This is a genomic window from Vibrio sp. Vb339 (genome assembly GCF_902751245.1).
Lineage (GTDB): Bacteria > Pseudomonadota > Gammaproteobacteria > Enterobacterales > Vibrionaceae > Vibrio > Vibrio coralliirubri.
In genome coordinates this window covers 12,509-33,738 of sequence record NZ_CADDIS010000003.1, presented here as the reverse complement: position 1 = coordinate 33,738, position 21,230 = coordinate 12,509, and the positions used below count along the sequence as shown (strand labels likewise).

Sequence of the window (21,230 nt, the reverse complement as noted above, 5' to 3'; positions counted from 1 at the left end):
CAATTTGGTTCAAAAGTATGGTCTATGAGCTCTCCAAAACACTCCACGGCGTCAAAGCCAACCGTCACCTCTAAAGATGTCGCTAAACTTGCTGGCGTTTCTCAATCAACTGTATCTCGTGTATTTGTCCCGGGCAGTTCAGTGTCTGAAAAGACCAAGCAAAAAGTGTTCGATGCAGCAAAATCGTTGAACTATCGTCCCAATGCCTTTGCCCGCAGTCTGACGACAAATGAGTCCAAATTGATTGGCTTAGTTTTCCCAGATGCCGACTACCCTATCCACATGAAAACTCTGCAGCTTATCTCTACTGAGCTACAAAAGCAGGGTTACTCTGCGGTATTGATTCCTTGGCAAGTTGATGGAAACGACAACCACTCGATTCCTAATATCTTCCAATACCGAGTTGATGGCGTAATTGCTGCTTCCGCAACCTTTAATAAGTCGCTTTATGAAGAGTGTGAAGAGTTCAACATCCCCATTGTTCAGTATGCTCGTGTAGTTGAGGGGACTAAGAGTAGCCATGTAATAAGTGACAACTACGCCGCTGGCCAAGTCGCCGCTCAGCATTTACATAGCGTAGGAACAAAGTCAGCGGTTTACCTGACAGGTAACGTGCCAACCTACACCAACGGCGAGCGTGAATCGGGCTTTTGCTCAGAATTCGAAGATCTAACAGGCAAGCAAGCTCGTGTTATTGAAGCTGACTATGACTACCTTGATGCTCTAGATACCATTCGGACTCTGTTTTCAGAACCCACACATCCTCAAGCGATTTTCTGTGCGACAGATAACCTCGCGATGGCAGTAATGGATGTGGCGCGCTTAGAATTTAACCTGCGTATTCCAGAAGATCTTCAAGTGATTGGTTTTGATGATATCCCACAGACTCAATGGTTGAACTACCAACTCACTACCTTCAAGCAAGATTTCAGACGCCTTGCACGTGAATCAGTGAAAATTGTCGTTAGCCAGATTCAAGAGCAAGACACAAGCTTGGTTAAGCTGATGGTGCCAGTGAAGTTCATTGAACGAAACACGACGCTAAAATAGAACCAACGTTAAGACGCTTTCAAACAAAAATCCCGCTCAGTGTGAGCGGGATTTTTTATGATATCTAACTAGTTACCTACACCACCGGTCTTCTCTGCCGGAGAATCAGGCGTTACTGGAGGCCACTCTTGGAAGGTTGCTAGATGTTGTTGGACAGCAGCTTGTGCCGGGCCAAATGCCCACATTTTTTGTCCCATCCATTTTAGGTACATGCCCGACTCTTCCGCCGCTCGCTCGTATGGGTCACGACGTAAGTTAAACAATAATGGTGCATTTAGCTCCTCTTTCGGACCACTCCAGCCATGATTTTGGACCACAAAGTGCGCCTTCCAATCACCAACACGAACCGCTTGCAGCTTGTCTCGTTCGTAGTAGTAGATCTCTTTACGGTTTGACTCGCCTTTCTCAGTCAGCATATCCACTTGGTTGTAACCATCAAGGTGTGCTTTAAAGCCATCGTGACCTTTCAGCAGTTTTTCTTTTAGATCCGTTGGACCACCAGCCGCAGCGACCAGAGTGGGTAACCAGTCCATACCATCAAAGATGCCATTGCCTACAGTACCCGCAGGGATTTTACCCGGCCAGCTAACCAGAGCAGGGGCTCTTACGCCACCTTCCCAAGTTGTGCCTTTCTCACCGTGATAAGGTGTCATGCCGCCATCAGGCCAAGTCATGATCTCTGGGCCGTTATCGGCAGTGAAAATGATGATGGTGTTGTCGGCAATACCGAGTTCTTCCATCTTCGCCATCATCTCACCGACATGATCATCAAGATCTTTCATGACCACTTCTTGAAGCCCCCAACCGTTTTGGCCGAGCATCGCTTCGTATTCAGGTGAAAGGTGCGTCCAAACGTGACCGCGTGATGGACAGTACCAAGTGAAGAAGGGCTTATCCGCCTCAACCGCCCTTTCGATGAAGTTGATCGCGTGTTTATTTACTTCGTCATCGAGTGTACGCATACGCTCGATCGACAATGCACCATCGTCTTCGATCGTTTGACCACCTTTACCGTCTGATCTTGCGTAAATCACATTACGAGGCGCAAACGCATCCAAAGAGCCATCTTTTGGCCAATCAGGATCTTCTGTGTATTCCATTGCATTCAAGTGATACAACCAACCCCAATACTCATCAAAACCGTGCATTGTTGGTAGGAACTCATCTCGGTCACCAAGGTGGTTCTTACCAAACTGACCCGTAACATAACCCATGGTTTTAAGAATTTCAGGAAGCGTTGGCGTGTCGGCACTTAAACCAACTGGGCCACCTGGCAACCCGACTGAGTGCATGCCTGTTCGCACAGGAAGTTGACCCGTTAAGAATGCAGAACGACCCGCCGTACAAGAAGGTTGAGCGTAATAATCAGTCAATAGCATGCCCTTTTCAGCAATACTATCGATGTTCGGTGTTTCGCTGCTCATCACACCATTGTGATAAGCACTCAGGTTTGAGATCCCAATATCATCAGTGAAGATAACAAAAATATTCGGTTGCTCTTGGGCTGACCATGCCGATAGCGAAAAGCTACTCAACACACTCATCACAACAAGGTGGAAAATCCTTTTCATAGAATGTCCTTATACTGTTTCAGATTGCTCTTTGTGAACCATTTTTATTCCTACCAAACCAAAGCCAAGCTCCAATAGTAAATAGACGACAAGTAGCCAGTGAGGCATGCCATCTATCAACAAGCTAATGACTCGGCCGGCAGCCAAACCTAACATGAAGACCACCAAACTGTAGAGTGCTGGTAGTCGGTATTTCTTTAGTAACGCCCCTGCTATCCAAAACAGAGCCAACGCTAAGTACAAACCCATCACGGCACGAAAGATATGAGTGACATTGATAGGGCTAGCATCAATTCCGAAAAGATAATCAAGGGAGACAACGGGGGCATAACCATACGACAACGCAATCGGTGTTAAACCCAAAACAGCGACGATCAAAAAAATGCTTTGTGGCTTCATATCCTTACTCTTTTAATTTGGCTCTTTTCAAAAAACATAGTCTACAATCAGCAATATACAAGTTGCATATATGAAAAATGGATAGTTAGAACACACATTCACATTCGTGCTATTTCACATCGAAGATAAGGATATCAATATGGCTAAATGGCGTTACCTACTCGCATCAGCATTGGCTGCTAGTTCAATCGTAAATGCTCAGGAAGCAAGCGAACAAGCGGACACAAAAAAGTGGCAACATAGCTTCGAAATTTACGCGCTTGCACTCAATATCCGCGGAGACAGTACCATTGGTGGCTTGTCAGCAGATGTCGATGTTGATCCTGCATTCATCATGGATCATCTTGATATGACCGCAATGGTGCGTTTAGAGGGTATCTATGACAATCAGTGGGGCTATTACATTGACTACAGCTTCATGAAGTTAAGCGGAAAAACAAACTCAGTGTTAGGTAGCAACCTAGAGGTATTGAGGGGCAACCTTGATATCCGACAAGGTGTTTTAGATGTGAAGGGGTTTAAGCGCTACCAGTACGATTTTGGCACGATTGATTATCTGTTTGGGCTTCGTTGGTGGGATAACGACATCGATGCCAAGCTTTATGGTTCAGGTGGCAATCTAAGTGCAGACCGATCACTCGATGAAGATTGGGTTGATTACCAAATAGGTGTGAGATGGATAACGCAGCTCAATAAGGATTGGAAGTTTCACGCAACCATTGATGCAGGGCTTGGTAGTGACACAAACTTTACCTCATCTCTGTTAACTGGCGTGCGATACCAGATAAACAGTTGGTCTGACTTAAATGTTGCCTACAAATCGACCTGGGTTGATTACGAAAACAAGGGTACCTTTGAATACGATACCGCATCGCAAGGGTTCCTGATTGGTTGGGCTGCTCACTTTTAATCCAATTATCGTAACGTGTTAGAAGGTAGGCTAACCCAACGTTGATTACTTGGATTTAATTTTTATTAAAACGTAATCCTCAAATGATTCCGATCTCTGGCGATAACCTCTGTCGCCTGAGGTTTTTCTTCGTGAAACATACACCGCCATCCCTCAAAGAAAACCCATAAAATCATCAAGTAACACCTGAACATCGTTCATTTAATCTATCTAAAAAATTGTAATTTTAAATCATGGAAATACAGGTTTATATCTTGAGATATTTAATCTTCATTTAATCGCTCCCGCCCTATTCGAACAGTGTTTTTTATTTTGAAAATATCGCTAGAATCCTCTCCCGAAATTTACAAACCAGAGTGGAAACAATGAAAAAATTAATCTTAGCGGCTCTTACGATTGCCTCAGTTACCGGCATCGCATCAACTTCAGCTTTTGCATCAAATGAAATGTACGCACTAGGCGGTTTCGGGATGGATGACGGCGACGTCGGTGGTCAATTCACATTTGGTAGCCAAGTCATGCAAAGCAACTGGTACGTTGAATCAACGTTGCTTGTTATCAGCGTCGATGACAAATCTAGTTACTTTGATTACAGCCACAACGAGACAAAACACCGAAAAGAAGAGTTCGATACCTTAATGCTCTCGTTGACGCCAGTGTACAAACACAGTTTCAGTGAAAATTTTGCTATTTTGGGTAAGTTCGGCGCTTTCTATTCACACTCAGATACAAAGATGGTGATCAGCTCTAGCAACGAGACTAAAGTTGATAAAGGTTCACATGGTGATCTTGGCTTAACTTACGGGATCGGCGCAGAGTACAAATCAGCAAAGCCGATATTTGGCAACTCTAAGCTACTGACTCGCGTAGGGTTTGATTGGTATGAATTCGGTGGTTCAAGTGGTTGGTATACCAAGGAGTCAGCTTTGGGTATTCAAACAGGCTTTACCTTCTAATCTAGTCACGGATAACACTAAAGTAAGCCACATATGATTCGTGGCTTACTTTATAGACATTTTGGTTCAGACTACACACTCTTTCTTCATGATAGTTAAGCCGGCCTCGAGCGTTTCTGCCCAAGCTTGTTCAACGCTTTCATCATAGTGAGGATCGTATTTTTTAACTGTATTGAGTAACGAATTGAACCACTCGTTGAGCTCTTGCTCAGAGATATCCATTCCTAAATCTTTATGTCGCTTCCCAAGCTTTTTCACCGAGTTTCGTACGCTCGGTAGACCAGCAGAGTTATAGATAAGAATGATCGAGGCTTTAAGCATCTTGGTTTGTTGCTCTAACCCTATCTTTTCAAAACGTTCTGAAAACCTTGGATTATGCTCGCAAAAATCCGCCAAAAACGTTTCGAGAAATTCTTGGTCAATCCGGCAGCGCTCAAAGCTTTCATAAAACAGTTCATTCGGTTTCATCTAGCCAGTCCTTTGCAAAGTTTTGAGTCTTCGGGAAGCTAACAAGTTCAGAGCCGCGACTTCGCCAACTCCGAACCATCAATATGATCTAAGTATACGCCACTGTGGCATAAAATGAACGATGGCATCAGACGAACTACGGCATAAAGTGAGTTGCACAGATCTTGTTTCCATCAGGATCTCGCAAATAAGCCATGTACAAGCGACGCTCATCAGAACCTCTCGCTCCGGGACCGTTTTCAATACTGGTACCACCATTCTCGACGCCAACCCGATGCCACTCATCTACAACTTCAGGAGAAGACGCAAGAAAACCCACCGTCATGCCGTTGCCGTGAGTCGCAGGCTGACCATCAATCGGCTTTGTTAAGCCCAACACACCCGTTTGGCTAACGTAAACACAGCGCCCTTTGGGATCAACAGAACCTTCGCTATAACCAAGCACTTTCATGATTGGGTCATAAAAAGCCTTCGCGCGTTCAATATCTTCAGTACCGAGAAAAACATGGCTGAACATAACTAACCTCTTCTTTTATTGAAAGAACTACCTAAACTAGACCTATAATTCGTGTTTGTCTAGGCACGCTATTCGGTCACAACTGTTGCTTAACCCATTGAGCAAACACCTGAAACTTAGTTCGCTGCTCCATGCCTTTCGGACACACTAAATCATACCCTTTGCCCGACTCAATGCTCATAAGAGGCGCGACCAATAAGCCTTGTTCAATCTGTGGTGTCATAAACTCTAACCGCCCTAGTGCCAGCCCCATCGATAATATCGCCGCATCCATAGCCAAGCGGTTATCGCTGTAATAGTCACACTGAAGTGCGCAGTTGGTATCACTTTGAGCTTCATACAACCAACGTTGCCACGCAGTGATATCGCCACTGTGAATGAAACGAACGTCATCTAAGTGGTGTATGCCTTGGTCTAGTTTGAAGCGTTTCGCGTATTCAGGGCTGCACACTGGGGTTCTTACTCCACTGAATAATCGCTCGCTGTAATGGTTGGGGTAATGGCCTTCGCTATAGAAAATTGCCACGTCATAAGGTTCAAACTGGAAGTCTGACTGGCTCTGTTTGGTTTGCAGTTTGATGCTTAGATTCGGATACAAGCGTCTGAATTCCGGCAAACGCGTCATTAACCATGAGGAAGCGAAATAAGGCGATGTCGCGATATACAACTCCCCACTTAGCTCACCCGTTTGAATATCCATGAGTTCGGAAAAGATAGACTCAAACGAGACGTTCAACATGGATAACACGCGCTGACCTTCTGGCGTCAGTTCGAGCTTTCTTGTCTTGCGCACAAACAGGTTGAACTTCAATTGTTGTTCGAGTTTTTTAATGCGATGGCTGACCCCTCCCTGCGTTAAGAAGAGCTCATCGGCGGCAAGCGTAAAGCTTAAATGTTTAGCCGCAACACTAAAGGTGTGCAGCAGTGACAGCGTTTGTTGGCGATTTTCGAACAGCCCCATGCATTAACCTCACTAATTCATAAGTCGTCATAACTGGTTTGTCGGTGTATGTAACCATCATATAAATTAAACCAAGTAATCTACAATATTAAATGGTGAACAGCATGCAACAGAATCAAAAACTCAAAGTAACCGTGATTGGTGGTGGCTCAAGTTACACCCCAGAGCTCGTTGAAGGACTGCTCAAGCGCCATCACGAATTACCTATCTCTGATCTGTGGTTAGTCGATATCGAAGAAGGCATGGAAAAAGCAGAGATAATCGCGGCGCTCACCAAGCGAATGATAAACAAAGCAGGCTGTGAGATTAATGTTCACCTCACCACGAATCGAAAGTCAGCCCTAAAAGACGCGGATTTTGTCTGCTCTCAATTTCGCGCCGGAAGAATGGAAGCAAGATTACGTGACGAGAGGATTGCTCTGAAATATCGCATGATCGGCCAAGAGACCAACGGCTTGGGTGGCTTCTCTAATGCGTGCCGAACCATTCCGATTGCGCTCGAGATAGCGAAAGAGATGGAAGAACTGTGTCCGAATGCGTGGTTACTCAACTTCACCAACCCATCAGGCATGGTAACGGAAGCACTGATTAAGCACTCAACCATTAAAACCGTTGGCCTATGTAACGTTCCCGTCAACATGGAGCTAGGCGCGGCGAAAATGCTCGGCGCAGAACGTAAAGATATCACGATGCAAATCGCCGGATTAAACCACCTAGTGTGGGCTCGTAAGGTGCTTCACAAAGGTGAAGATAAATTGGGAGAACTCATCGAGCAACTCCTCGGTGGTAATGATCAAATGATGCCAAAGAACATCCCTCCCTTTGAATGGGACGCTGAATTGATTCGTTCTCTGAACATCGTTCCTTGTGCCTACCTACGTTACTACTACCAATCCAGAGACATCTTAGACAAAGAGTTTGCTGCGTCTGAAAACAACACCAATCGCGCAGATTTAGTTGCCAAGGTTGAACAACAGTTATTGGAGATCTACAAAGATCCCATGCTCGATACCAAACCTACATTGTTAGAAGAACGAGGCGGTGCTTACTACTCTGAAGCGGCCTGTGAGCTGATGAGCAGTATTCACAACAACAAACGTTCTATCATGCACGTCAACACTCGCAATAATGGTGCGATTCAAGGATTACCCGATGACTGCGCGGTAGAAGTGAGTTCGGTGATCACCAGCAGTGCGATCCTGCCACTGAACGTTGAACCTTTTGATAGTGACACGCTGCGCTTGATTCAGCAGATGAAAGAGTTTGAAACTCTGACCGTTAAAGCGGCGATGACGGGTGACATCGCAACAGCAAAACGTGCTCTGATCTTAAACCCTATCGTCGATAGTGGTTCGCACATCGACGAGGCTTTGCAAGAAACCATTCGCGAGAACTTAGACTTCATGCCCGCGTTTGCTCATCGACTCGCTTAATGTAGCCTTTGTTAGCAGCTAATAAGCTCAGTGGTAACAGCAAATGAGCTCAGTCACAGCAGAGTTCATTCAAGATATTGAATCCAAATCTTTTAATAAGAGGTCATGATGAAATTGATACTCAACGCCGATGATTTCGGCCTCACTGAAAGCGTGAACCACGGCATCGTTGAATGCTTCAAGGCGGGTTTGGTTAAGTCGACCACCATCATGATGAATCAACCGGGTACACAGCACGCGATTGAGCTCTATCATCAAGGTTTAGTCTCTGAAGTTGGCTTGCACTTTACAGTCACCGCAGGCAAACCACTGACGTCACCAGAGTTAGTGCCGAGCTTAGTGGACGAACATGGTCACTTCTTTAGCAACATCACTCTGTTCGATAAATCAGATGTGAATGAAGATGAGGTGATGCTCGAACTCAACGCGCAATATCAAGCCGCCCTCGATGCAAGCTTAAAGATTAACCATATCGACAGCCATCACTTTGGTGGTGTATTTAAACCTCTAAAAGCTGCGTTTACCCGCACAGTGAATCGCATTGCTCTGCCAGTTAGACGAATCGATAACATCCTAAGTGGCCAAGATGAACTGCAAGTGCCGACGCCAGATGCTTTCGACATGCGTTTCTTTGACGAAGGCGTATCACTGAATGGCCTGCAAGATTTATTACTGAGCTACCAAGCTATGATGCCTGACGGTGTGCTTGAGTTAATGTGCCACCCTTCATCAGTGGCAAGTGAACAGCTTAAGTCCCTATCAAGCTACAGTGATAAACGCGTCGAAGAGCATCAGCTTCTCACTAGCCCAGAGCTAAAACAGTGGTTGGCTGACCATCAGATTGAGTGCATTGGATTCGACGATCTCAGATAGGAATCCTTAATTCAGGGCTACTCAATGATCCGTTGTGCGCCCTGCCCTTGGTCATGCAGAATATCTTCAGGGTTCAACAAGTGGCATTTCTGCATACTCAAACACCCGCAACCGATACAGCCTGTTAAGTTTTCTTGTAGCGATTTAATCTGCGCCATTTTGCTATCGAGTTGACCCTGCCACTTCTTAGCAACGCGCTCCCAATCTCGCTTAGTCGCGGTATGGTTCATCGGCAGTGTCGATAATTCCTCGGTGATCTCTTCTAGCGTGAAGCCTATCGACTGCGCGACTTGGATCAACGCAATTCGTCTCAACATCGCCGACTGATAACGGCGCTGATTTCCGTTAGTACGAATCGAAGCAATCAACCCCTTGGTTTCGTAAAAACGTAAGGCCGAAGGAGCCACGCCACTACGCTCTGACAGCTGACCAATGCTGAGGTATACGATGTTTCTCATTGTTACGCTATCCTTGAGATCATAAAATATTTAAAGCTTACTTTAACTTTAGAATAGCGACCTATTGTTACCTTAACCAGTTAATGTCCTTAAACTTTGACAACGGGCGCAATGAAAAGCAATCGTGAACATGGCTGCTTTGTTTTATTGTGGTGTTCTCGCTCTCTAAATCTGACTCATGATCGATTTCAGGCTCTCGGCCATTTCGGCATTGATGATCTCACCCGTTTCTACATTAAAGTTGTCGTAGAAACTTGGCACCGACATCGACCCCTTCACATCAGCATCAAAGTAAGGTGCCGAATTTACCGCAGACGACAACACAGAGCTTGCGCCACCTGGGCCTGGTGATGTGGAGAGCATAACCACAGGTTTACCTTGATACACTTTCATGTCGATTCGTGATGTCCAATCAAACACATTCTTAAAGGCTGCGGTATATGAGCCGTTATACTCAGCAAAAGAGATGACAACAACATCTGCTTCGCCAATCTTGCTAAAAAAGCGCTGCGCGTGTTGATGAACGCCAGACTCTTTTTCTCTGTCTTCACTGTAAATAGGCATCTCGAAATCATTAAGATCGAGCACCTCTACTTGCGCGCCCTCAACTAAGCTTGCGGTGTACGCTGCCAATTGTTGGTTAATCGATGCTTTACTGTTGGTCGCGCCAATTGCTAATACTTTCATTGTTGATCCTCGAATTTGGTTAGAAACATTTCTCTAAAGTTTGAAAAGGCACATTTGGCGCTAAACCAAAGTACGTTTGTAATGCAGCAAGGTACGCTGGCTCGTCTTCAAGTAACCACTCTTCTGTTGAGCCATTTTTGCTAATTTTAATTTTCTGGTTAAGCAGCGTGACAATCCCACCCTCAATCGGCAGTGCCGCAATACAGTTTGATGTAAAAATGGATTTCGGACTGTTTGAAGTGAAGAAGTTGCTCGACTCTAGGTCGTTGGCACCCACATACGTCATGTCTAGGCTGTAGACGTTCATCCACTCGTCACCCTGCTTTATCTGCAGTAAGAAGCCATATCGTTCATCTTCGATAAAGCGGAAGGTTTGTAAATCATTAGATTGCTCTAGATTGGTTTCAATCAGCAATGGAGCACGAGGGGTAAAGGTGCCAAAGCCCGCATCCACTAACCATTGTTTGCCTTCAATCGTCACCAACGTCACTCGATGGCTACGCCCTGTAGGCTCTCCCGCTAGGTGTACTCGACCCAGTAAGGCTCTCGCTTCAAAGCCCATATGAGTTAACACATTCAACAACAACCCATTAAGTTCATGGCAATAACCACCTCGCTGATTAACCACCAGCTTTTCATGCAATACCTCTTGAGACAGTTGAATAGGCAGCCCCTGAACCACATCAAAATTCTCGAACGGGATCGTTCGGTGTTGATGCCTATGGATCGCTGTTAGGTTTTCGATTGTGGTATCGCTTGGTTGGGATAAACCAATTCTTGAAAAATATTCGGTGATTTGACGCTGTTCCATACCTAACCCCTGATTTGTTTTCATCACCTAATGACTGACGTCTTCCAAGCTGACAATGCTCAAAAATGACAAGGTGATTGTTTATGTTTTTAGATTGGGGATGATGATAAAACCTCAAGTTAACTTGAGGTAAAGCGATATTTTCAAAAAATAGGAAATAATTTAAAAATACCTATAAAGCAGTTAATTACGAAAGGTTAAACATAGATTGGCATTGCACAGGCAAAAATAAGCACACCCAAAATACAGTGAGTGTGCTTTATCGAAATACTATTTACTTAAGTTGGTTTAGTGGACTGACACCGGAGTAAGCGACTCCGGATAGTTCGGCCATTTCGCGATTCCATGTTGCCAAATCGTGAGGGTTAAACTGATTCAAATGGTCATGACCACACGCTCTCGCCATCACTTGCATCAATTCAGTCGAAGCTTCGAAGAAGTTCTTCAATTGATTCGATGCCTTCTCGACATTTAACCGTTGGCGTAAATCGGCTTTTTGAGTCGCGATACCCGCCGGGCAATTATTGGTGTTACACATTCGGGCAGCAACACACCCAATAGATTGCATGGCACTGTTTGAGATAGCGACTCCATCTGCACCAAGCGCCATCGCTTTTACGAAGTCCATTGGAACACGAAGCCCACCAGTAATGATTAAGGTGACTCTGTCACTTACGCCTTGCTTGTCTAGATAGGCTTTGGCACGAGCAAGCGCTGGAATGGTCGGTACACTAATATGGTCTCGGAACATTTCTGGCGCCGCCCCAGTACCACCGCCTCGACCATCCAAAATGATGTAATCGGCACTGGCATCAAGCGCAAACTGAATATCCTCTTCAATATGATTGGCACTCAACTTAAAGCCAATTGGGATCCCGCCAGTCACCTCTCGAACTCGGTCGGCAAAATTTTTGAAATCCTCGACGGTTTTTAGATCAACAAAGGTGGGTGGGGAAATCGCGGCAGTACCCGCTTCAATGCCACGCACCTCTGCTATCTTGCCAATGTTCTTCGCACCCGGTAGGTGACCGCCTGTTCCGGTTTTAGCCCCCTGCCCACCTTTAAAATGGAAGGCTTGGACATTTTTGAGCTTAGATTCATCGTAACCAAATTGTGCACTGGCTAGTTCGTAAAAGTAACGTGAGTTCGCAGCTTGCTCTTCGGGTAACATTCCGCCCTCACCCGAGCAAATTCCTGTTCCCGCAAGCTCCGCGCCTGTCGCTAAAGAGATTTTCGCTTCTTCAGATAACGACCCAAAACTCATATCAGACACAAATAAAGAGATGTTCAATTTAAGCGGCTTTTTCGCTTTTGGCCCAATAATAAGCTCAGTACCGACGGGCACATTTTCCAATAGCGGTTTAGTCGCCATTTGTGCAACCATCACTTGAATATCATCCCAGTGAGGTAATAGATATCTTGGGACACCCATTGAAGTCATTGGCCCATGGTGACCTACTTTGGATAAGCCATCTCGTGCTAATTGATGAATGAATTCGACCGTGGGCTCTTCTCTGGTTGCAGAAGCCGCTGGTGAGAGATCGGGCGTTGCCGCTTGGATATGAACATCAGGGCCTTCTTGACCCACTTGCTCAGCCGTAAACTGTTTATGGGTGCCATCGCAAAAAGGGAGGTTGTTCGAATACTTACAGCAGCACAGATAAGCGTCGCCGCTTTCCTCGGCCACGAAACTCTTTGGTTTGAAGCCCGTTCCTGCATGAGACCCGTCACAAAACGGTTGGTTTTTCGATTTACCACAGGTACAGAAATAATACTCCTCGCCTTCGGTTAGCTCGACCTTAACGGATTTGTTATCCGCTATTACTGGATTCTTCATAGTTCGCTCACCTTTTCTTTCTTATGATTTGATGACTGAAGCGATGACTTGCTCACAAGAGTAAAGTAAAGGTGAGATACGCAGCGAATTCAATAAATGAGCCAGTGAAAACAAGCTTAATAGACAGCCTCAAAACAGAAATCTTGCTGATTCAACACAAACAAAAATGGCCACCAAATCGGCAGCCATTGTGTTTTAAATCTGAGTGTCAGCTAAATGGGAAGGGTTAATCGAATAACTCGATGACCAACTTGTTGTCTTTAATCACTAGATTAGGTTCCGATGACTTGATCAATGACTCTTGAACCTTATTGCTGTCCAATTTGTAAACCGGTGACTGGGACAAAGCAAAACCAATCATAGAAACGGCAGGCTTAAGTAACTTCTCTATCTCAGGAGAAAGCTGCTTTCCCTTTTCCTCAAATCGTTCAAGACGCAAAGACTTTAAGTAGACCTCACCACTCTCTTTGTCGTATTCGGGAATCGCGCTGAATTCAATATCCAGGTCTAGCCCCATGTTTGGCAAGTTAAACACTTGAACCTTTGCATTGGTATTCGCCAGAACAGACACTCGCTCGGCATCAGCTCGACCAATTTGCACCGCTAAGTCATCAACCGCCACTTGCGCATACATAACGTTTTGCACACCGACTTCTTGTTCTAACATCACCGAATCTTGCAGGTAGTTCGTCATTTCTTGCTCGGTCACGCTGTAGCTCACACAACCGCCTAGCATCAGTGCAGACGCTGCCAAAATGAACTTTTTTGCTACGTTAATTATCATCAATATCAGCTCTTTATCGTTAGTGATTAGCGCGGAGTTTACTGTGTGATCATCAATAAACAAAACAGTAAAAACACGATATTCGTGAATACCTTTAATTAATAAGCATAAATATCAGTAAGTGAAGCACCAGATTGGCTTTCCCGCTTGAGATAATGACACTTGTCAGCCAAACGCCATCAGATTTGTGTGCTCGAATTAATTGAATTTTGCTTCTAAGCTTATGGGATATTTAGGGGGCTTACTGAAGGTTTCATCATGGATATCGAAACATGAAGAGTGAGCACAATGCCATCAAAAAGAGTATCACCTGAGCCAATAACTCGTTCTGTGATTTTGTTATGCAACACCGCATGCCTGCACCATAGTCAGTGGGTTGGGGAACTGCGTCTCCATAACTGGGAAGCTCAAGTTGCAGAAACAACCGAACAGGCCATTCACTTACTCGATACACGCAGCGAAAACTACGCACCAATTGTGGTTTCTTGTCTAACATCATCCTCAATCGACAAACAATGTGAGCAAATATCAGCGTTGAAGGTTCACTCTCCAAATTTAAAAGCAATCGCTATCTGCAACAAACCACCAAGCCGCAACTTATCGCTCATTAAGCAAACCTTTTGGGATTATTACCACCTCCCTATTGATACAGAATGGCTTTGTCGAAATTTAGGGCATGCGTATGGCATGGTCGACATCAAGCAAACTAAACCTAAGCCTGTCTCGTGCCATGAATGTCAATTGGTGGGGCAATCCAGAACCATCCAGCAACTTAAAAAGAAGATAGCCAAGATCGCTAACAACGATTTTCCAGTGCTGATTCAAGGGGAAACAGGTACAGGAAAAAGCCTCTGTGCACGTTTAATACATGAGGCTTCAGCCCGCAGTCAGAAACCGTTTATCGCTGTAAATTGTGGCGCAATACCACAGTCACTGGTTCACTCCGAGTTGTTTGGCTTTGAAAAGGGCTCGTTCACGGGAGCAAACAAGCGCTACGTCGGACATGTAGAAAGAGCGAATGGTGGCACGCTATTTTTGGATGAGATCGGCGACCTTGAACTGTCGCTGCAAACTTACCTGCTCCACTTTCTAGAAAATAACTTGATAGAGCGACTCGGCAGTAACAACCAATTGCCCGTAGATTGCCGTGTGATTTTCGCCACCAACGTCAATATCGAACAAGCCGTTGCTGCGGGTAAATTTCGAAAGGATCTCTTTCATCGCATCAATGTACTTCCATTAGACCTAGTACCACTCAATGATCACAAAGAAGACATTGAAGATTTGGTTCGATTTGAACTGAAGCACAATTACGCATCCAAAACCAAACTGCCTAGTGACACCCTTGAGCAAATGAAACAGTACCATTGGCCGGGCAATGTCAGAGAATTATTCAACTGCATAAAAAGATCGATTGTTCTTTCTAACTCAAGCGCCCTCTCTACTCGTCATATGGGAATTCAATTAAAAGACGCTTCGCCCGATACTGAGAGTGACACTCGACTTTCTTCAAAAAATGTTCATCGAGTGATTCAGCAACACCACTACAATATTTCCCAATCTGCTAAAGCGTTGTCTATTTCTCGGACAACCTTGTACAAGCTGATCAAAAAACATCAGATAGCAATTTAAGTCGCCTAACTAGCTAGCTAACTAAATAACTAAATAACTAAATAACTAAATAACTAAATAACTAAATAACTAAATAACTAAATAACTAATAAAGCAGCCTAACGAACTAGGCTGCTTTGGAGTTTAGTTGTACTCAATTAATGAAAGTACTTATGGCTCAGGAACAGTAAATGGACAAACATCACAGGTTGCAATGTTCGATGTTTCCATAAATGCTTGTTGCAAGAACAGCGAGTCAAACGTAGCTGTCACTTGATTAGATAGCATTCCTGCAGTTCCGGTTGGTAACACATTTGGCGCATAAGTTTTACTTACTTGTGTACACACTTGGCCAATCGCATCACCAAAGTTCGGTATCCACTCTCCTTCACCCGTTTTACAAGCAAACAGCTCAGGGTCGGCACTTAATGCACTACACATATTACCAGCACCACATGTGGTCACATCCTCAAGATCATCACAAGGTAAAGCAAAGTCGAGGTAATAACTGCTGTTGACTACTTCAGTAGGTAAATCAGAACGGCTCAGAGAGTCATCCTTAGAATCCACCAGCGATTCAATGGCCAATGGGATATCACCGGTATTACATATTTCAACATCATAGGTTTTCTTAAGCACAACTTGACCGCCATCAACCTCTAAGAAGCTATTACACACCTTAGAAATCTCAACCATTGGACTCAAGTCTATTGGTGGACAATTGTAGGCCACTGGCGCTTGAGCATTCACGATAAGCCCATCAAGATCCACCGCACCATCTATCACGCCGACGGCACCGTTATTTACAGACAGATAATTCCCCATGATTGCGAATGACTCACCGACACTCCACACTTCATCGCCGTTACCAACCACTGGAAGCGCACCTAAGATTGGTGACTCAGATAAAAAGGCCACTTCGTAGTCACCATTGGTGCCTAACGAACCAGGGCCAGTGTTGGTGACCGTCACGGTGTAATCTATGTTGAACATACCATCAACCGTAAAGCTGGTTGTGTTACAAGTCGCCGCTATATTGATGCTACATAAACTGAATGAACCGACAACGAAGTCAGCCAAAGATGCATCAATCGAACGAGAAGCTCGTGACTCCACTAAGAAGCTACTGAAACAAGGAATATCCTCAATACCAAACTCATCATTCAACAGAGCTGACAAGTTTAATCGACCTTCCACAAAGCTTTCTGTCGGAATAGACGTTGTTTCACCCGTTTTCGCGAGATAGTCCCAACCTTGTACATTGGGTAGAGCAATTGCCCCGATAGAATCATCATTTGAAATCGCACAGATCTTCTCGACACCGACAGCACCACTGCCACATCTTGCACCAACGAAGTCATTCGATTTAGGGTCACCGTCCGTTTGGAAAATTCTCGTCATGTTGTCGGTGACATCACCATTATTTAAATCCCACTGCAACACTTCTATATACGGATTACCGCCACTTGCTTGTGGGAATGAAATCAGCACAAGGATGTCTCCATTGATATGCTGTCCAACAAAGTCACCCTTAGTTTTCCCATCCGGCAATCCTATTTGGTCTTGTAAGAACCAGAAGCCAATGTACATATCACCATTGTTCGCATATCGGTCTGCACCAAAGTAAATCAGCAAGTCACCTTCGCTTTCAAAGGCAGCGGCATACGCATTGGTAAAGTCATCTTTTGGTTGTGGTGACGCCGTACGAAACGCCCAATCTGTAATATCGGAATCATCTTTTGATCCACCCTTCCAAAAGATTTGATCGATACCGTTACGGTCTTTTTGGAAAAATTCCGCAATCCCAACCGTGCTGTTGGGATCATTTACGTCGTCCCAATCGATAGCACTATTATCACTGATCGCATTACCATCAAGTTCCATCACATCAACAGTAGCCCACGCCAACTGAGGGCTACTAAACAACAAAAGCACACTAAGTAAATAATTTATAACCTTCATGTTCTCTCTCCATTTATCCATACTTATGCTTTTAGGGTTTTCTGCCATGCCCAAATTAGAGAAAATCCTTTAGCAATTCGTAGGTTCGATAGAGCATATTCCAAGCCAATTTCAACTTGCTGAATTTATTGATTTTTATATATTTAAGGCACACCTTTAATGGACGCTTTGTCATCATTTGTCCATAAACCAGAGATTTGACCAAACAATCAAGGACTTGAAAGGATGAACAAAGTGTCTAAGTCGGACATCTTTAGAGCTTTGGATACAAGGTAAGTGATCTTTAAAAGGTGCAATCACGTAGACATTGCTAGATTATTGAATAACAAGCGATTGAATTGACGGGGGCCGACTTAACGGGTAACTGAAGGTTAAGGTCGTGAAATGATAGGCGAACAGACGATGACACAACTTACGATATTTTACGATGGGACGTGTCCATTGTGCGCAAAAGAGATGGCGGCACTTGCCAAGCATGATGTCGAGAATAAGATTCAAACCATCGATATCTACAGCAAAGCCTTTTCAGACTACCCTCAGATTGATGCGGACGCAGCCAACACCATTTTGCATGCACTGGATGAGAATGGAAAACTGCTGCTAGGTTTAGACGTGACCTACCAAGCATGGCGCTTATTAGGAAAAGGTTGGCTTTACGCCCCTTTACGTTGGGCGATATTCAAGCCAGTGGCAGATTGGTGTTATTTACGATTTGCCAAGAACCGATATAAAGTCTCGTTCTGGTTAACCGGAAAGTCTCGCTGCGATGGTAACAGCTGCACAAAATAGCGCTTGGTTAAGACATACCACTCGCGACTTTGTAATACACCACACCAAACAGCGCAGCAAAAACTAAAACGGTAACCGCGACTTTTAACCAAATAAACTTCATGTTTTTTCCTTTAAATTCTGTTTACTGTTTCGCGAGACAAGTTACCACAACAAAACATTCGGTTGGGTAATGATTTATAGAACTTTGTAGTGAACCTTGATTCCCAGAGAGAACCTTTATGTCGGCAAAAGAGAGAAACCTTCCCACTCATCGAATTTCTAGATTCAGTAAGTTTGCCTCGCTAGCAACAAGGGTCGCGGGTAATGTGCTAACGGAAGGCACCAAGCAAATAGCACAAGGCAACAGGCCTAAAGCAAAAGACTTACTGCTAACGCCACAAAACATTGCTCGACTCACCGACCAACTGGCCCACCTGCGCGGTGCAGCAATGAAACTTGGGCAGATGCTATCAATGGATGCTGGCGATGTCTTAGAACCTGAATTAGCCGACATTCTTTCTCGCCTGCGCTCAGACGCAGATCCTCTGCCAACAAAGCAGCTCAACCAAGTGTTAGAAAGTTCGCTCGGGAGCCATTGGAAAGCCGAATTCCTTTCCTTCAACTTTAAACCGATTGCCAGCGCATCTATAGGCCAGGTTCACCAAGCCTATAGCGATGCGGGAGACAAACTCGCCGTCAAAGTCCAATACCCTGGAATTCGAAAAAGCATCGACAGTGATGTAGATAACGTAGGCACATTGCTGAACATCGTTGGTTTGATACCCAAGTCTGTCGATTACAAAGGCTTATTAGAAGAGGCAAAAAAACAACTACATGATGAAGCCGACTATGCTCGCGAGGCTGACTATGCGACTCGTTATCACAATGCATTAAAAGAGCACTCTCACTTCGTCGTGCCTAAGATTCATACGCAAATCTCATCAGAATCGGTGCTCGCCATGGACTTCATTGAGGGCATCTCGATAGAGCAAATTGAAGGTTATGATCAAAGCACTCGAGATTTTGTGATGCACAGCTTGCTCGAACTCATGTTCAGGGAATTGTTCGATTTCAAGATGGTGCAGACCGATCCCAACTTCGCCAATTACTTGTATGTGGAACAAACACGACAGATTGGCTTATTGGATTTCGGTGCCACCCGTGAATACAGCGACCGCTTCAGTGATGGTTATCGCATGGCTTTCACATCTGTAGTCAATCATGATGAGCAAGGGTTAAACAAAGCCCTAGAGCAAATTGGATTTTTTAGCGAGACCATCCTCCCAGACCAGCGCCAAGCCATTCTTAACTTAGTTACTATGGCGTGTGAACCCATGCTTGTCTATGAAGATTACGACTTCAAAGCCAGTGGTTTAGCACAAAGGCTTCGTGAAGCAGGCACCATACTGAGCATGGAACAAGAGTATTGGCACACACCACCAGCCGATGCGCTGTTCCTGCACCGAAAGATCGGAGGCATGTACCTGCTGGCATCTCGTCTTGGAGCCAAGGTAAACATCAGACGCTTGGTGGAGCCCTATTTGCTAAGCGACAATTGACACTCAAGCGACAGCTGAAACTTAAGCGATTCCGGTCTATAAAGTGATCATTTCAAGTCGCTGAACAGTAATAACAGTTACGCCAACTAAAATGAGTCAGACTTATGAAACATTCACTGCTGTGCTCCACCGCCCTAATCACGAGCCTAACAAGTTCATTCGCTTTTTCAGCGAGCTGCCCTGAGATACTTAACGGCAAACAAAGGCTGTTAAATTCAAACGAAGAAATTGAGCTGTGTGAAGAGTTTCAAGGCAAGACTTTATTAATCGTGAATACGGCAAGCCAATGCGGTTTCACGCCTCAGTTCGAACAACTTGAGCAGCTTCACCAAACGTATAAAGATGAAGGGTTCACGGTTGTTGGTTTCCCAAGTAATGATTTTCGCCAAGACAGAGGAAGCGAGGAGCAATCCGCTAAAATCTGCTACCTAGATTATGGTGTGACTTTTCCGATGATGGCGCGCGCTTCACTCTCAGGGCCAAACGCAAACCCAGTCTTTGCCGAAATCCAACAACAAGCCGGTATCAAACCAAAATGGAATTTCTACAAGTTCTTGGTCAGCAAAGAAGGCAAAGTGATAGCAACCTTCCCGAGTTCTACATCGCCAACCAGTAGTACCCTCAAAAATGCAATAGAGCAGCAGTTATGAGGTCAGATTACTTGGAGACAACTCAAACACGCAACACCATGGCCAAGCTTGGTTATATGGGTTTAATCCCCTTTTTATTCGGGCTACTGTTATCACTCACCGACAGCAAATTCTTTAGCTTGAGCGGCGAAACACTCTTCATCACCTACAGCGTGGTTATCTTGAGCTTTTTGTCGGGCATCTTGTGGGGCAATGGGATAGAGAACTTCGAAAGCCAATCCAGCAACAAAGCTCTGATTCTAAGCAATGGTATTGTGTTGGCAGCGTGGTTAGCGGTGCTACTCGGTGAGCAGCAAGAGTTTCTCACCACTCTCATTCTTATCATTGGCTACATTGCTGTTTGGCGAGCGGAGAGATCAATGAGAGAAGATAACCAAAGTGAAGGCCCTGAAGGCTATTTTGATATGCGAACCCGATTAACCTCGAGCGTGGTGTTGATGCACGGTGTCGTGATGCTGACCTAAGCGCGTGATGCCTGCATCTAAATAGACACAATGAAACGGGAACTAGACGATGAGCTGCATGACCAAACGAGGCTCATCGTCACCGAAATAATTGTTCTCTTCCTTGATGGTCACGAAACCCATCGACAAGTACAGCTCACAAGCAGAGTTATTGTTTGGATCAACAGTAAGCAACAACTTGGAATCTTGTGGCAATGTTTCTATCGCCTGTTGCATCAATGAACGGCCAATCCCCATGCCTCGGTAAGCAGTATCAACAGCCAGAGACAAAACCCAATACTCTTGTTTTTTGCCGGTTGGCGTCATTAACACGTAGCCCGCAACCTGAGAATCCTGTTTCGCCACCAACAAGCCCTTCCCCCAGCAATCAAATGCCTGACGAAAGAAAAACAGCGGATAGGCGTGATCGCCAAATAAAGCCTGTTCCAATTGGTAAATATTAGCGAGCTCTTGTTTTTCCGCACAAACAACATTCATACATCGACCTTAAATAAAATA

The 21,230-nt window shown here is 44.8% G+C and carries 22 protein-coding genes; 10 read left to right on the top strand and 12 right to left on the bottom strand.

Annotated elements, in window-relative coordinates; all coding sequences use genetic code 11:
• Positions 1–24 precede the first annotated feature (24 nt).
• Positions 25–1,050, top strand: a complete 1,026-nt coding sequence (locus tag HRQ85_RS16125) for a LacI family DNA-binding transcriptional regulator (protein WP_081228854.1) — start codon at positions 25–27, stop codon at positions 1,048–1,050.
• Positions 1,051–1,118: 68 nt separating this feature from the next.
• Here the strand turns inward: HRQ85_RS16125 and HRQ85_RS16120 are convergent, their stop codons facing one another.
• Together HRQ85_RS16120 and HRQ85_RS16115 are read right to left on the bottom strand one after the other, a co-directional pair.
• Positions 1,119–2,621, bottom strand: coding sequence for an arylsulfatase (locus HRQ85_RS16120; RefSeq protein WP_017104147.1), 1,503 nt, complete (start codon positions 2,619–2,621; stop codon positions 1,119–1,121).
• A 9-nt stretch (positions 2,622–2,630) separates the two neighbouring features.
• Positions 2,631–3,020: a DUF4345 domain-containing protein gene (locus HRQ85_RS16115; protein WP_172380105.1), complete on the bottom strand. Its 390-nt coding sequence runs from the start codon at positions 3,018–3,020 to the stop codon at positions 2,631–2,633.
• A 139-nt stretch (positions 3,021–3,159) separates the two neighbouring features.
• Here HRQ85_RS16115 and HRQ85_RS16110 point away from each other — a divergent pair, with 139 nt between their 5' ends.
• Together HRQ85_RS16110 and HRQ85_RS16105 are read left to right on the top strand one after the other, a co-directional pair.
• Positions 3,160–3,930 (top strand): DUF481 domain-containing protein, encoded by a 771-nt coding sequence (locus HRQ85_RS16110; protein ID WP_172380104.1) that lies wholly within the window; start codon positions 3,160–3,162, stop codon positions 3,928–3,930.
• 365 nt (positions 3,931–4,295) lie between these two features.
• Complete coding sequence (locus HRQ85_RS16105; RefSeq protein ID WP_172380103.1) at positions 4,296–4,886, top strand: hypothetical protein; 591 nt, start codon at positions 4,296–4,298, stop codon at positions 4,884–4,886.
• A 66-nt stretch (positions 4,887–4,952) separates the two neighbouring features.
• On the opposite strand, the gene HRQ85_RS16100 is transcribed toward HRQ85_RS16105, so the two are convergent.
• The 3 genes from HRQ85_RS16100 to HRQ85_RS16090 all read right to left on the bottom strand — a co-directional run bounded on the left by HRQ85_RS16100 (position 4,953) and on the right by HRQ85_RS16090 (position 6,832).
• Positions 4,953–5,354: a globin gene (locus tag HRQ85_RS16100; RefSeq protein ID WP_172380102.1), complete on the bottom strand. Its 402-nt coding sequence runs from the start codon at positions 5,352–5,354 to the stop codon at positions 4,953–4,955.
• A gap of 136 nt (positions 5,355–5,490) precedes the next feature.
• A complete protein-coding gene (locus HRQ85_RS16095; protein ID WP_048609300.1) occupies positions 5,491–5,871 on the bottom strand; it encodes a VOC family protein in 381 nt (126 codons plus the stop codon).
• Between the two features lie 76 nt (positions 5,872–5,947).
• Positions 5,948–6,832, bottom strand: coding sequence for a LysR substrate-binding domain-containing protein (locus tag HRQ85_RS16090; protein ID WP_172380101.1), 885 nt, complete (start codon positions 6,830–6,832; stop codon positions 5,948–5,950).
• Positions 6,833–6,936: 104 nt separating this feature from the next.
• Between HRQ85_RS16090 and HRQ85_RS16085 the strand changes: the two genes are divergently transcribed.
• Complete coding sequence (locus HRQ85_RS16085; protein ID WP_172380100.1) at positions 6,937–8,265, top strand: 6-phospho-beta-glucosidase; 1,329 nt, start codon at positions 6,937–6,939, stop codon at positions 8,263–8,265.
• A 108-nt stretch (positions 8,266–8,373) separates the two neighbouring features.
• Positions 8,374–9,138 carry a carbohydrate deacetylase gene (locus HRQ85_RS16080; protein ID WP_172380099.1) on the top strand — a complete coding sequence of 255 codons (765 nt, stop codon included), beginning with the start codon at positions 8,374–8,376 and terminating at the stop codon, positions 9,136–9,138.
• 17 nt (positions 9,139–9,155) lie between these two features.
• Here HRQ85_RS16080 and soxR read toward each other — a convergent pair whose 3' ends face one another.
• The 5 genes from soxR to HRQ85_RS16055 all read right to left on the bottom strand — a co-directional run bounded on the left by soxR (position 9,156) and on the right by HRQ85_RS16055 (position 13,715).
• On the bottom strand, positions 9,156–9,596 hold the full coding sequence (gene soxR, locus HRQ85_RS16075) for a redox-sensitive transcriptional activator SoxR (protein ID WP_172380098.1): 441 nt from the start codon (positions 9,594–9,596) through the stop codon (positions 9,156–9,158).
• Positions 9,597–9,761: 165 nt separating this feature from the next.
• Positions 9,762–10,283 carry an NADPH-dependent FMN reductase gene (locus HRQ85_RS16070; RefSeq protein WP_172380097.1) on the bottom strand — a complete coding sequence of 174 codons (522 nt, stop codon included), beginning with the start codon at positions 10,281–10,283 and terminating at the stop codon, positions 9,762–9,764.
• Between the two features lie 19 nt (positions 10,284–10,302).
• Positions 10,303–11,094, bottom strand: a complete 792-nt coding sequence (locus tag HRQ85_RS16065; protein ID WP_172380096.1) for an arylamine N-acetyltransferase family protein — start codon at positions 11,092–11,094, stop codon at positions 10,303–10,305.
• 274 nt (positions 11,095–11,368) lie between these two features.
• Positions 11,369–12,931 carry a glutamate synthase-related protein gene (locus HRQ85_RS16060; RefSeq protein ID WP_172380095.1) on the bottom strand — a complete coding sequence of 521 codons (1,563 nt, stop codon included), beginning with the start codon at positions 12,929–12,931 and terminating at the stop codon, positions 11,369–11,371.
• A 226-nt stretch (positions 12,932–13,157) separates the two neighbouring features.
• Positions 13,158–13,715: a DUF1439 domain-containing protein gene (locus tag HRQ85_RS16055; protein WP_050634842.1), complete on the bottom strand. Its 558-nt coding sequence runs from the start codon at positions 13,713–13,715 to the stop codon at positions 13,158–13,160.
• A gap of 288 nt (positions 13,716–14,003) precedes the next feature.
• Between HRQ85_RS16055 and HRQ85_RS16050 the strand changes: the two genes are divergently transcribed.
• Positions 14,004–15,347 (top strand): sigma-54 interaction domain-containing protein, encoded by a 1,344-nt coding sequence (locus tag HRQ85_RS16050; protein ID WP_172380094.1) that lies wholly within the window; start codon positions 14,004–14,006, stop codon positions 15,345–15,347.
• Between the two features lie 150 nt (positions 15,348–15,497).
• On the opposite strand, the gene HRQ85_RS16045 is transcribed toward HRQ85_RS16050, so the two are convergent.
• Positions 15,498–17,288 carry a hypothetical protein gene (locus HRQ85_RS16045; protein ID WP_172380093.1) on the bottom strand — a complete coding sequence of 597 codons (1,791 nt, stop codon included), beginning with the start codon at positions 17,286–17,288 and terminating at the stop codon, positions 15,498–15,500.
• Positions 17,289–17,690: 402 nt separating this feature from the next.
• Between HRQ85_RS16045 and HRQ85_RS16040 the strand changes: the two genes are divergently transcribed.
• The 4 genes from HRQ85_RS16040 to HRQ85_RS16025 all read left to right on the top strand — a co-directional run bounded on the left by HRQ85_RS16040 (position 17,691) and on the right by HRQ85_RS16025 (position 20,732).
• Complete coding sequence (locus HRQ85_RS16040) at positions 17,691–18,077, top strand: thiol-disulfide oxidoreductase DCC family protein (protein WP_172380092.1); 387 nt, start codon at positions 17,691–17,693, stop codon at positions 18,075–18,077.
• 221 nt (positions 18,078–18,298) lie between these two features.
• Positions 18,299–19,618, top strand: coding sequence for an ABC1 kinase family protein (locus HRQ85_RS16035; RefSeq protein WP_172380091.1), 1,320 nt, complete (start codon positions 18,299–18,301; stop codon positions 19,616–19,618).
• Positions 19,619–19,722: 104 nt separating this feature from the next.
• The gene (locus tag HRQ85_RS16030; RefSeq protein WP_065676479.1) at positions 19,723–20,268 is read left to right on the top strand and encodes a glutathione peroxidase; all 546 of its coding nucleotides are present in this window, start codon (positions 19,723–19,725) and stop codon (positions 20,266–20,268) included.
• The gene (locus HRQ85_RS16025) at positions 20,265–20,732 is read left to right on the top strand and encodes a DUF3429 domain-containing protein (protein ID WP_172380090.1); all 468 of its coding nucleotides are present in this window, start codon (positions 20,265–20,267) and stop codon (positions 20,730–20,732) included. Before HRQ85_RS16030 ends, HRQ85_RS16025 begins: the two co-directional genes overlap by 4 nt.
• 42 nt (positions 20,733–20,774) lie before the next feature.
• On the opposite strand, the gene HRQ85_RS16020 is transcribed toward HRQ85_RS16025, so the two are convergent.
• The gene (locus tag HRQ85_RS16020) at positions 20,775–21,209 is read right to left on the bottom strand and encodes a GNAT family N-acetyltransferase (RefSeq protein ID WP_172380089.1); all 435 of its coding nucleotides are present in this window, start codon (positions 21,207–21,209) and stop codon (positions 20,775–20,777) included.
• Between the last annotated feature and the right edge of the window lie 21 nt (positions 21,210–21,230).